Annotated in this window: 10 protein-coding genes; 7 read left to right on the forward strand and 3 right to left on the reverse strand. The window is 48.5% G+C overall.

The window, feature by feature from the left end; all coding sequences use genetic code 11:
* Position 1: 1 nt before the first annotated feature.
* Positions 2-379, forward strand: a complete 378-nt coding sequence (locus KNQ04_RS05225) for a hypothetical protein (RefSeq protein ID WP_214847823.1) — start codon at positions 2-4, stop codon at positions 377-379.
* Between the two features lie 72 nt (positions 380-451).
* Here KNQ04_RS05225 and KNQ04_RS05230 read toward each other — a convergent pair whose 3' ends face one another.
* Positions 452-1,264 carry an SDR family NAD(P)-dependent oxidoreductase gene (locus KNQ04_RS05230; RefSeq protein WP_214847825.1) on the reverse strand — a complete coding sequence of 271 codons (813 nt, stop codon included), beginning with the start codon at positions 1,262-1,264 and terminating at the stop codon, positions 452-454.
* Between the two features lie 143 nt (positions 1,265-1,407).
* Between KNQ04_RS05230 and KNQ04_RS05235 the strand changes: the two genes are divergently transcribed.
* Positions 1,408-2,868 carry an MDR family MFS transporter gene (locus tag KNQ04_RS05235; protein ID WP_214847826.1) on the forward strand — a complete coding sequence of 487 codons (1,461 nt, stop codon included), beginning with the start codon at positions 1,408-1,410 and terminating at the stop codon, positions 2,866-2,868.
* A gap of 56 nt (positions 2,869-2,924) precedes the next feature.
* Here the strand turns inward: KNQ04_RS05235 and KNQ04_RS05240 are convergent, their stop codons facing one another.
* Positions 2,925-3,821, reverse strand: a complete 897-nt coding sequence (locus tag KNQ04_RS05240; protein ID WP_214847827.1) for a DMT family transporter — start codon at positions 3,819-3,821, stop codon at positions 2,925-2,927.
* A 43-nt stretch (positions 3,822-3,864) separates the two neighbouring features.
* Between KNQ04_RS05240 and KNQ04_RS05245 the strand changes: the two genes are divergently transcribed.
* The 5 genes from KNQ04_RS05245 (at position 3,865) to KNQ04_RS05265 (ending at position 11,434) form a co-directional block, all read left to right on the forward strand.
* Positions 3,865-5,985 carry a type IA DNA topoisomerase gene (locus tag KNQ04_RS05245; protein ID WP_214847828.1) on the forward strand — a complete coding sequence of 707 codons (2,121 nt, stop codon included), beginning with the start codon at positions 3,865-3,867 and terminating at the stop codon, positions 5,983-5,985.
* Positions 5,985-6,410 carry a hypothetical protein gene (locus KNQ04_RS05250; protein ID WP_214847829.1) on the forward strand — a complete coding sequence of 142 codons (426 nt, stop codon included), beginning with the start codon at positions 5,985-5,987 and terminating at the stop codon, positions 6,408-6,410. The genes KNQ04_RS05245 and KNQ04_RS05250 overlap by 1 nt, the downstream gene beginning before the upstream one ends.
* Before the next feature lie 60 nt (positions 6,411-6,470).
* Positions 6,471-6,956: a hypothetical protein gene (locus tag KNQ04_RS05255; protein WP_214847830.1), complete on the forward strand. Its 486-nt coding sequence runs from the start codon at positions 6,471-6,473 to the stop codon at positions 6,954-6,956.
* 561 nt (positions 6,957-7,517) lie between these two features.
* A complete protein-coding gene (locus KNQ04_RS05260; protein WP_214847833.1) occupies positions 7,518-10,085 on the forward strand; it encodes a sensor histidine kinase in 2,568 nt (855 codons plus the stop codon).
* Positions 10,086-10,318: 233 nt separating this feature from the next.
* Complete coding sequence (locus tag KNQ04_RS05265) at positions 10,319-11,434, forward strand: MFS transporter (protein WP_214847835.1); 1,116 nt, start codon at positions 10,319-10,321, stop codon at positions 11,432-11,434.
* A 161-nt stretch (positions 11,435-11,595) separates the two neighbouring features.
* Here the strand turns inward: KNQ04_RS05265 and KNQ04_RS05270 are convergent, their stop codons facing one another.
* On the reverse strand, positions 11,596-12,774 hold the full coding sequence (locus KNQ04_RS05270; RefSeq protein WP_214847837.1) for an MFS transporter: 1,179 nt from the start codon (positions 12,772-12,774) through the stop codon (positions 11,596-11,598).
* Between the last annotated feature and the right edge of the window lie 43 nt (positions 12,775-12,817).

Genomic DNA, 12,817 nt, shown 5'->3' on the forward strand with positions numbered 1-12,817 from the left:
GATGATGGGTTCATCCGTGTCAATCGTAGCAATTCTTTTACTCACCTTGATGTCAGGAAGTTGTCTCGTCTTTGGCAGTATTCTGTTACTGAAGCGAACGGTCCGTGGACGATATGCTGGGTTGTATTTGCTTGCGGCAGCGGTGTTCCCTGCAGCGCTGCTCATCACTTCTTCAGAAGGGGCGTTGACGGCGCAACTGTATTTTGAAAATGGTCGATTTACCGGTGTTATCGCCTGGGTACTCGTTTTAGCGACCGGCTATATGCTGCTCGTGACGAGTGCGGTTACAGTTCGTTACCTCTATCGGTACACCTCGTTACCGGCGACGCTCCGAACACAGTTTGCGGGTCGATTCCATCGTAAAAAACAAGCACAGTAAGTGTATTAAAAAACAGGCACCTTTTCCCGAGTACGTATCAGGGGTAAGGTGCCTGCTTTAAGCTGTTCGCGCTCAGTTCGAGTACGCGAGATCTTCTTCATGCGTCTGTTGTTCTTGACGTGCCGGGTCTTGAATCCGACCAGTGAGTTCCGTCAAGAGGCGGCGTGGTAAGAATTTAGCGAACGAGACCATCGCGCGATTGCTCGCGCCGGGCACGACAACACGTTTCCCTTTCAGTGTACCGCGGTAACCCGCAAAGGCGACGAGGTGCGAAGGCATGCTTTGGAAAGGCAAGGTGATGTTCGCTCGATTAAAGAAGTTCGTATCCGTTGGTCCCGGACAGAGACACGTGACCGTGACGCCTGAGCCATCGAGTTCAGAAGCGAGTGCCTCAGAGAAGGACAAGACGTAGGCTTTTGTTGCGTAGTAGACACTCATGTATGGACCTGGCATGAAGGCGGCGACGGAAGCGACGTTTAAGATACGTCCGAATCCGCGGTCGACCATACCTGGTAACAATCGTTTCGTCAGCTCCGTCAAAGCGACGACATTCACATGAATCGAGTCGATGTCTTCCGAAGGATCGATTTCCGCGAAGCGGCCGGACGTCGCAAAACCAGCGTTGTTGAATAACAAATCAACAGTCAATTCTTGTTCCTCAAGATACGTCAGGACGCGCGAGACACTGTCGGCCTGTGAGAGATCGGCAGCGAACGTATAGGCTTTGATTTGATAACGTTTTTCAAGCACGTTTTTAAGTTCTGTCAATTTTTTTTCGTTTCGGGCAATCAATACACAATCAAACCCGTCGCGCGCTGCGAGCACGGCAAGATCAAGGCCGATTCCGCCAGAAGCCCCTGTAATTAAAGCTGTTTTTCGTAACATAACAAAATCCTCCATTCCAATATTGAATCATTCTCTAATTGTATCATTCCCTATTGTTCCCTTGAATCCTGCAGCGTAAGCATTTACTTTCGAAACGCGGGGCAGAACCGTTATGATAAGAAAGAGAGAGGGAGTGCGGAGGAATGAGAAAAAATGTCACGATTGCGCTGTTATTAGCAACCTTTTTAGCAGCGATCGAAGGAACGATCGTCGCGACGGCAACGCCCGTCATGGCAAGTGAACTTAATGGGGCGAAGCTCGTCAGCTGGATTTTTGCAGCTTTTCTTTTGTTTATGGCAGTCTCGACACCGATTTATGGGAAAATGGCTGATTTATACGGTCGTAAACGCGTTTTGTTATTTGGGATCGGTGTTTTTACAGTCGCTTCGTTAGCATGTGGACTCGCCCAGTCGATGGAAACACTAATTATTTTCCGCGGACTCCAAGGAATCGGGGCAGGAGCGGTTCTTCCGATTGCGATGACGATCATCGGCGATTTGTATACATATGAAGAGCGGGGAAAAATTCAAGGGATTTTGAGTGCCGTTTGGGGAATATCCGGTGTTGCCGGACCACTCCTCGGTGGATTTTTAGTCGAATCGTTATCCTGGCGGTATATTTTCCTGTTGAACGTTCCGTTTGCGCTCGTATCGTTCATCATGATTGTCGTCTTCTATAAGGAAACCGTCAAGGAAACTTCGCGAAAGATTGATTATCGGGGAGCGCTCTTGTTTGCGGTCGGGATGAGTGCGTTACTGTACGGTCTGTTGTCAGGGAGTGAAGCGGAACAGTTTTTACGTCCGACGGTCATCGGCAGTTTTTTGATCAGTGCGGTGCTGTTGTTCCTCTTTTACCGGGCCGAGAAAAAGGCGAGTGATCCGCTCTTACCACCCGCTGTCATTAAACATCCGGTCATTGCCGTGATTAATCTAGCGGTGTTCTTCTCCGCCTGGGTCCTCGTCTCGATGTCAGCCTATATCCCGATTTTTGCACAAGGTGTCCTCGGAAAAAGCCCGACTGAAGCCGGCTTCATGTTGATGCCGCTCTCGTTATTTTGGACGATTACGGCAATCATCGGGGGGCGGACGATTGGTACGGCGTCACCCCGTTATCGGACGATGACCGGAATAGGATTGCTCGTCACCGGGATGATGATTTTAGTTTTCCTCTCACGTGAGACGAGTGATGTGTTCCTCTATCTTGCGGTCTCCTTGATTGGGATCGGCTTCGGTTTATCGCAACCGGTGTTCATCGTAGTTTTGCAAACATCGGTCGGACGGTCGCTCCGTGGTTCAGCGACAGCCGTCAACTCCTTTTTGAGTACGACGGGGCAGACGCTTGGCGTCGCCATCTTCGGGACGATTTTTAATCTGTCGATCATTCAAGCGTTCCATGATTCGGACATCTTATCCGGTTATTCGATTGATCCATTTTTCCAGGCGTCGACGGCGAACCAGTACGGGGACGCCGTCCATACGGCGGCGGAACTTGCCTTGGCAGATGGGTTACGGCTCGTCTTCATCGGGGGTGTGTTATGTGCCCTCGTCGCGTTCGCGCTGACGTTCCGCTTACCAAAAGTGCGTCCGGACGATAAACCAAACTAAAAAAACCGCTGAACGTCCGACTCGCAGGTGAGAGGAGGACGTTCAGCGGTTTGCTGTTATTCAGAAACGGAGGTCGCCGTTTCACGTGCGACGAGTTGCGCTCGGATATCCTTTTCGTTTCGGCGTAAGAACAGACCGATACCGATAAGGAGTAACGCGGCACCCGTGATTTGAATCCAAGTCAGTGATTCCTGGAATAAGAAGTACCCGAAAATCATTCCCCAGACTGCTTCACCGAGAATCGTGATACTGACGATGCTCGCACTGACACGGGACAGTGCCCAGTTGAACAAGTTATGCCCGAGTAACGTCGGGAAGATGGCGAGCAACACATAAATCAACCAATCTGTTTGAAAAGCCGAAACCAAGTCGACGGACTGGATCAGCGAAAACAGCAGCAAAACGACGGATGCGACGGCATAAACCGCAAAGGAATATGTATTCGTCGAGACGCTCGTCCGGACATGTTGTCCGAGTAACCAGTATCCGGCGACTAAAATCGTCGCAAGCAGGGCCAACCCGTCACCAATCAAGGCACGTGTTCCGACTGCGATGTCACCATATGCGACCAGTCCACCGCCGAGCAGGGCGACGCCGACGAAGAACAGCGCTTTACGTGACGGATGTTGCTTAAAGAAGACGGCGTTCCCGACTAACACGAAGATGGGACTCGCGGTTACGAAGAGCGTTGAGCTGGCAACTGTCGTATAATCAAGAGAGAGAAACCATAGCCAGAAGTGTCCGGCTAATAAGACGCCACTTAAAATCATGTGGCGGATCGTTGAGGAACTGAGACTGAACAATTCTTTGACTTGAATGAGCGGCAGTAAAAGAAACGTCGAGAATAACATCCGGAAAAAAGCGACGGCCTCGATTGGCGTGTCTGCCCATTTCACGAAAATAGCCGATGTCGAAATAAAGAATAACGCCATGAATAAAGTAAAATACGGCATGAGTACCTCCACGTGTCTGTAGTTAGGAAATGAGGGTGTAACAATGCAATTGATCATTGCGGAAAAACCAAAGCAGGCTGAAAAGCTCGCAGCGCCGTACCCATCGGTCAAGCGGGACGGATACATCGAAATCAAACCGTGTGAGCGTTTCCCGAGTGGAGCGAAACTGGCTTACGCCGTCGGTCATCTCTGTGAATTACAGGAACCGGCCCATTATGATGCCAAGTGGAAACGGTGGAACTATGACCATCTGCCAATCATTCCGGAACGGTTCGATTACCGGCTCGCGAAAGGGAAAAGTAAAGCGTTTCAAGTCATCAAAAAATTATTGAACGAGCGGACGACGACTTCCATCATTATAGCATCTGATGCCGAGCGAGAGGGAGAGGCAATCGTCCGATTGATTCTTCGCCTTGCCAACAATGCAAAACCAATTGAGCGACTGTGGATTTCAAGTTTGACACCGCAAGCCGTCGATCATGGATTTGCGAATTTACTGGACGGAAAAGCAACGGAAAATATTTTTCATGAGGCAATGAGCCGGGCTTGCGCCGATTGGCTGATCGGGATGAACGCATCGCGTGCCTACACGACGTTATTAAAGAAAAAAGGTATTGCCGATGTCTTTTCGCTCGGACGTGTCCAGACACCGACACTTGCCTTGATTGTCGAACGGGAAAAACAGATCGAGCAATTCAAACCGGAAACCTATTTTGAAGTCGAGGCTGATTTTTCACTTTATAAAGGAAAGTATATTGATCAAAAAAAACAAACGAAGCTGACCGACCGGGCACTCGCAGAAGCAATCAAGGAGCGGACGAAAGGGGAAGGCGTCATTGCGTCAATTACGAAGACGGAACAAGTCGAGAAACCGCCGTTCTGGTTCAGTTTATCGTTATTGCAAACGGAAGCGAGCCGCCGCTTTGGACTCGGTGCTAAAGAAACGCTTGATATCGCCCAAAAACTCTACATCCGCGGTTGGATCAGTTACCCGCGGACCGATTCATCGTTTGTCTCAAAAGAGGAAGCGGGTCAGTTCCCGACGATTTTGAACCGACTGCTGAAGCAACCGGAATACGGTGGATTGAAGGAAATTTTGACGAAAGATCCGACACACGATAAACGGTATGTCAACTCAGCGAAAGTCAGTGATCACTACGCGATCATCCCGACAGAAGAAGCAGGAGCCGTCGCAAAGTTATCGGGGCGTGACGCACAAGTATATGATTTAATCGTCCGACGGTTTTTAGCAGCTTTTGCGCCACCCGCGCGCGCTGAAAAAACAGACATCATCACGACGAGGGAGCAGGATCGTTTCTTGACGAAAGGAAGCCGGACGATTGCGCGCGGTTTCAAAGAAGTTTTACAAATTGAGGCGAAGGAAGTCGAGCTGCCGGCAGTCGAACACGGACAACACGTCGCGATCAAGGGGGCGAAGGTACTTGAAAAACAAACGGAGCCACCGAAACGCTATACGGAAGGGACGCTAATCCTCGGCATGAAGACAGCGGGGAAAGTCCTTGAAAATGAGTTACAAGCCATCATGAAGGAAATCGAGGGACTCGGTACGGAAGCGACGCGTGCCGGGATCATCGATGGGTTGAAGCGACGCGATTACATCCAACTGAAGAAAAAAGAGATCCATCCGACGGCGAAAGGACGAATTTTAATCGAAGCTGTCAGTGGAAGCATTTTGGCATCACCTGAGATGACGGCGAAGTGGGAAAGCCGGCTCGACCAAATCGGTAAAGGGGAAGCATCCGCTGCCCAGTTCGTCGAACAAGCGAAAAAACTGTCGCAACACCTTGTCGATGATGCGAAGTCGCGTGTCGAGCAACTACACGTCGATCCGTCGCAAGTCAAATCAAAAACCCGTCACGCCGCGGCAACGAATCGCCCGGTCGGACCATGTCCGCTCTGTCAGGCGGAAGTGCTTGACCGTGGAAAATTTTATGGCTGCAGCGGGTATCAAAAGACGAACTGCGGTTTTACATTACCGAAAACAATCCTCGGAGCGCGCGTGACACAGACGGAAGTCAAAAAAATCTTAGCGACTCAAAAAACAAAACCGCTCGAAATGAAGAAAAATGGCCGAACATTCAAGGCGATGTTGTATCTCGAACGCGATCAACTCAAATTCGAGTTTATGAAAGGAGGGTCATGATGCATTACGATTTAATGGAAAACAGGACATTCATTCCGATGTTCGAACGATTTTTGAAGGAGGGAACAAAATTGACAGTTTGGTTTCCCGATGAAGTGACGGTCGGACAAGCCGATGATTTGATTTTTGAAGCGGAAGAACTGTTTGGTGTAGTAGCGGAAGTCATCGATGACCCCCAATCATACGGTAAAGCACTGTTGATGCCATATTTGACGGAACAGCAAACACGGGAAGACGGATTTGTTCAGTATGAGACAGCGATGACAGAAGAAGTCAAAGCAGTCTTACGGGAACTGACCTTACCGATGATGACGGAAGGCGATTTTTCCGTCCTGTATTCCTATCAGATTGATGGATCTGCCGGATCGCTCTATGTTGAAGATTGGTTTAATGCGGAAGTTTTACTTGGAGATGGAAAGAACTAGAAACCTTTTGTGCGTCGTTTGCGTATGAACAGTTAACAAACGAAATAGGGGGAAATGTTCATGTCAAGTATTACTACGGGTCCGCTCCTGTCGCTGCTGAAGACGGGAGGGACGATGGCTTATGTGGAAGACGAAGGCTTGTTTTCAGGTATGCCGGTATTCATGGTCATCTTTTTTATCGCTATCTTGTCTTTTATGGCTTTTGCCTTGATCAGCGCCGTCACGAAAGGCGTCTCGACGAACAGTTTGACGAATAGTTTGCGCCATCATGCTTCTGAGCTCGTTACACCGACGGAAGAAGGGGCGCAAGCCTACGTCGCCTATCTCCGTTCCTTGTCGACGTTCCCGGTCGAGAAAACAAATTTAGAGCCGGTCCGGTTAGTGAAAGGAATCTCAACGTTGATCAGCACGACGGACCAAATCGCCGAGATGACGAAACAAGACATCACGGCACAGTATGCAAGGCTCGGTCTGCTCGACGGCGACATCTTGGCAGATGAAGCACCTGTCCATCATCATTCGACACACCATTCACATCACTCATGAAAAAATATGTCCGGTCACGATGATGTGGCGGGGCATTTTTCATCTCAAAAATCGGGTGAAAACCTGGTGTCAGGCTGTAGACAACGTGCCATTGGGAAATCAAGCGTCTTTTTTCGTTGCTTTCCCCGCAGGAGTCAACGAAACGTGACGCTTTTTAGGTAACACTATGACGGAAAGCCGGGCATGCAGACGGTTTATGGCGCAATCCGTCTCGAATCGCGTAGAACCGCGAAAAGCAATCAGTCGCGACCCTGCAGCTTTGCTGTAGCGGCGCGACCGATTGCCGCTTTGAAGACGAGGCGAGACAGGGAAGCGCGACCGGATTGTCTTTCGTTATCGCATGTTCACGCTTCATAAGCGTTTGTCTACACGCTAAATCTGGCGTTTCCGTCATCTTTTTGTAATAAAAAACGCATTATATTAAAATTAGATGAAAAGTAGAGAAATATGAGCATATTTGATGGAAATAACCTAAAAACCTTTACAATAAGAGGAACAGACGTCTCCTTTAACGTAAAAGTAGAGTGTAGAGTAAGGGAGGAAGGAGAGGATTTTTCGTTTATGAAAAAATGGGTTAATCGAACGATCGGACGACAAATCATGTCCGCTTTCTATATAATTTTGACTGTATTATTGCTGACCTCGGCTGGTGTCTATGTGTACACAAAAAATCAAGTGAAGGAAACGCGGCAAGAACTTTCGATGTTAAACAAACACCGGACAAATGCGACGAATTTATATGAGTCGTGGCAGAGTCTTCAATATGAAGTACGCGGATTCGTGTTACTTGGTGACGAAACGATGTTAGAAGAAATCAAAAATAAAAAACAGAGCATTGATGATCAAACGACTTGGTTTGAAGAAAACGCCAAATTTAAAGAAGAAAAGCAGTATGCGTCAGACGCACGGAAGTTATACAGTGCGTACGATGAACGGGTTTTACCGAGCTTGATTAATTATGTGAAAGCTAAAAAAGCCGGGGAAGTCGACGAGCCGTTTCTGCAAATGGCCACTTTAGGGAAAGTGACTAAAGCGCCAAATCTTGATCCTGACCGCAAATTTAATATCAACACGAAAAGTGCAGCCGATATGAGTTCAAGTATTGTCGACATGGAGACGGTATTCACCAAATATCGAAACTCTTTAAATGATAAAGAAATTGCTGCCCAAAATGAACTGGGGAAACAAGTAAATTCTGCTCAAATTCTCGGTCTGATTAATTTAGCAGTCGTCTTACTCATCATTGCCTTATTCGTCCGTCCATTCGTCGCAAAAATTACGCGGCAACTGCGCCAATTAAACCGGGAAAGCAGTCGCCTTGCAAAAGGAGAGGACGCTTCACCAATCGAGGTCGTGAACAAAAATGATGAAATCGGAGAATTGACGGCAACCTTCAATCAGATGGCGACGTCGATCTCGCACCAGAAATCACAACTGGTGGCAAGTAACGATGAACTTCAGAGCCAACAGGAAGAGTTAGTCGCCCAACAAGAGGAACTGCAAACGCAACAGGAGGAACTTGAAGAAGCACTCGATGTGACGTTACGCAACGAAACCCATCTCCGCTACCGGAATGAACTGACGGAAACACTTGCTTCTCGCGAGACGTTGACAGCTTATCCGGCCATCATCGAAAAATTAATTTCGATTACGGATGCCGAATTTGGGGCCATCGTCTTTCTTGACGAAGATGAATACACGGATATCGTCTCGTACGGCATGTCGGTTGATCAGGAGCATCTTCTCCTGACTTCTTCCTTATCGTTACTCGAGCGGGCAAAACTGCACAAAAAAGCGGTTCGCTCGACAAAACAAGTTACGAGCGATCATCCGTTACCTTATCCGTACAGCATGTATGAGACGGTCGTACCGGTCATGGACCCATCGACGAATATGATGATTGCAAGCATTTATCTCGTGCGTTACCGGGATCAGTTCAATGAGGATCAAACGGCCGAAATCTGGTCATTCTCCCGTCAACTCGCATTATCGTTATTACGGATGCGTGTGTTCGATGAAATTGAGCGAGAACGTGAGAAAACATCGAAACTCCTGCATTCAATACGTGAAGCGGTCATGTATATCGAAGACGGCCGAATCTTTGCGAACCGTCCGTTGCTCGCCTTATTCCATCACCCGGCGCATGACCGGTTCAATGACGAAGGATTGTTGACACTTGATGTAAAAATCGAAGAGTTAGCGGTTCAAGTCGATCAACATGAAGCATTCCTTGAGTACATGAATCAAGTCTGCAGTCATGAAGTGCCGACAGAAAGCCTTTCATTATCTCTTAATAAAGAGGAGCGTTTCGTCACACTTTATGCAGAAGGGATTCATTATGGCGGACGCTTCCGCGGAACGATGCTCGTCTTGCGTGACGTTACCGTCGAAACAGAAGTCGACCGGATGAAATCGGAGTTCGTCTCGACGGTGTCCCATGAGTTGCGGACACCGCTAGCCTCGATTTTTGGTTATACCGAATTGATGTTAGTGAAAGAATTGGCACCCGATCGTCAGCAACGGTATTTAGAAACGATTCATGCTGAAACCAATCGATTGACGGGACTCGTCAATGATTTCCTTGATGTCCAGCGGATGGAGTCGAGTCAACAACAGTATCATTTCGAGGAGCTTGACGTCGCCGCCATGATTCGGGAAATCGCTGAATTCCAAGTCGGTTCGTCTCAACACCACACCGTTTTACTCGAGACAGAGGATACGGCAGTGAAAATGATTCAAGCTGATGAACAAAAGATGCGTCAATTGTTTAGCAACTTGATCAACAATGCCATCAAGTATTCTCCGGACGGTGGTGAGGTTATGATCGGAATTGAGTCGGCAGGAGACTTGTTGCGGATTCGGATTCAGGATCAAGGAATCGGCATCCCGCAGCATGCGTTGACGGAGTTGTTCAGCAAGTTCTACCGGGTCGATAATTCCGATAGCCGGAAGATTGGTGGAACAGGACTGGGTCTTGCAATCTGCCAAGAAATCGTCCGTGCCCATGAAGGAATGATTCACGTTGATTCGGCGGAAGGATCCGGTTCGACCTTTACAGTCGAACTTCCGATCATTCAAGCAGATGCGTCGAAACTGGCGCCAACATTGGAAATGACTGATTTTGAATGAGGAAACATGAGGCTGGCTTAATGACCAGTTTGCAATGAATAGGCGAGAGCGGATGTACCATCTGCTCTCGTCTTTTTTGTGTGATTTAAAATAAAACATACACTTTTGTGTTAAACCGCAGGAGATGGGGAAAAAACAACTAACGGTTCAAAAATAAGAAAGGATGTTGACCGATGCGAAAAATCCGCCCTCCTTGTTGATCGACGATACAGGAAAACATTTGGAAACTGTATATGATGCGGTTCGCGACCGCCTTCATCCCTGCCTATGTGATTGAGCGTTTATTTTGGGAAGCGCGTGGGATGAGTGTTCTCGATGTAATCTATGCGGAAATTGTTTTTGCGTTGACTCAATTGTCGCTTGAACTGCCGTTCGGACGGGCCACCGATAGCTTCGGTCGAAAGTGGTTTCTCGTCTTCGGGATGGTGGCAGAATGTTTGTCCTTCGCGATTCTATTGAACGCGTATACGTTGGCTGCTTTTTTAAGTGCGATGGTACTCGCGGGAATCGGGGCTACTGCCATCAGTGGGACAGAAGAAGCCTTCTTATACGAGACGCTCGAACAAATCGGTCGGGTCGAGCGATTCGAACGGATAGTTGGTCGACTGAATGCAGTCAGTCTCATGACAGCGGGACTGGCTGCCCTCACCGGCAGTTGGTTAACGCAGTCCACTGCGTTTGAATTTCATTACACGATAGCGCTTGTCAGTTTAATGAGTGCGGCACTCATCAGCCTGACGTTACGCGAAACGCGCTCGGAGGTTGAAGAATCGACCGCCCGTCCGCTTCGTCTCGTTTGGCGAGAACTGAGAACACGCCCCATTTTAATCCGGATTTTTCTGTTCAGTATCGTATTCGGGACGACGATTAATTTCATCGAAGAATTTTGGCAATTGTCGATGCGGGATCGGGGAATTCCTGTGACTGGATTCGGTCTCGTGTTCATTTTTATTATGGTGGCACAAGGCGCCGGCAACCTATTGCCGGCGTTGAAGAAGGGTTCGTTGAAGGCAAAGTTGAACGGGATGTTAATCGTCTTTTTCGTAAGTGTCGTCAGCTTTTCATTCACGGAAGCGGTGAGTCTCATCTTCCTGTTCGTGACGTTTCTGTTATATGGTCTGTCGGAGCCGATGACGAGCAGTCTCTTGCAAACTTATGCTGCGGCAAAAGAGCGGGCCACGATTGTTTCGTTTGTTGCCTGGCTAGAGAGTATACTGATCATCGTCGTCGGTCTTGGATTCGGATTCGTCAGTGAGTGGGTGAGTTTGAATATGGCGTATGTGTATCTGTGTCTCGTATCGTTCGTTCTTTGGTTATGCGTTACGTGGTTAAGCAGACGATGGGAATGACGCGGATCGTCGACGGTTTCGTGGGAACGATTTCCGTGTCTTAGAAAACAACGAAAACGCCGCTGATTCCGTATTAAAAACGGGTCAGCGGCGTTTCATTGTGAAAAGACGAAGTGTCTCTAACACATGCCTTCAGTTGAATGTTTAAAACGAACCATTACTTAAGAAATCCGTTGTGTCCGTTCAGCTGATGGTTGCTTGTGTAATTGGCGTGCCGGACGAATCATCAGCAGAGCAATGATGCTCGCGATGAGATAGACGACTTCGATGCTCAGCCAATCGGCGAGAAGACCGAACAAAAGACTACCGAAACAAAAGCTGACTGTATAGACGGTCTGCTGGACACTGTAAACGTAGGGTAACTTTGCAATCGGTGTATCGGCTTGTAGGCGCGTATTCAATTCAATCGCCCGGAGTTGACTGGCATATCCCTGGATGATGCATGCAATCAAGGCGACTACCACATGAGGAGCAAATCCGAATAGAAGTGTCGCGGCAATCGAAAGAAATACACTGATTTGAAGCAGTGATCCTTCCTGTCGGCGTCGCAGCATCTGATAACTCCCGACAATCATGCTGAGCAGGTAAAACGCATTCAAGATGCCCCACCAACTGTCGGAGACATGCAGGTGCGTATCGATGTAGACGAGGAACAACGCTGAAATCCAGGCGGTACTCGCAAAGGCATCGATGCCGAGCAATGCCGTATTCAAACGGGCAGATAAGTGAGTCCGGGTATATTGGACGCTCGAACGAAAAGACGGTTCAAAGCCTTCTTCTTCGATCGGTTTTTCAAGCGAGCGCACTTGATAACGAAATAACGCCGTTCCGATACTTGCAAAAAGAAAGAGCAGTAATGAGACGAATAAGACGGACTGGGGCGACCCTGTACTGACTAAAATTGCGCCGAGCGGCCACATGATCAGTTGGACGACTTGATTCGTTCCTTGGACGATGCTGTTGGCTTTTTGGAAATCGGTCGTGATTTGCGGAATAAAGGCACTTTCAATCGGTCGGGCAAAGCCGTCGAGAAAGGCAATCCAAACCACGAGAATGAGCAACGCGACGAGTGGTAAATCAAGCAGGACGATCAAGGCGAGCGAGAGGGTCTTAATGAGCTGGCTGAGCAACATAAGCGTTGCATGGGGCATCTGCTTCGCAAGGCGGGCGAAAAAGAAGCCGCTGACCATCATGCCTGCCGTTACGGCAATCGGAAAGAGCGCAGCTGTGCTGGCCTGTCCTGTTTGTTGATACAAGGTAGCGATGAGGGCGACGATGTAGAGCGCGTCCCCTGCATTCGCTATCCACTGGCTGACCAGTAAAGTCGTAAAACGGTTCATCTAAAAAACCTCCACATCAATCATATTTAGTTAGTGGTTAGGA

Source organism: Exiguobacterium sp. s193 (assembly GCF_018618755.1).
GTDB lineage: Bacteria > Bacillota > Bacilli > Exiguobacteriales > Exiguobacteriaceae > Exiguobacterium_A.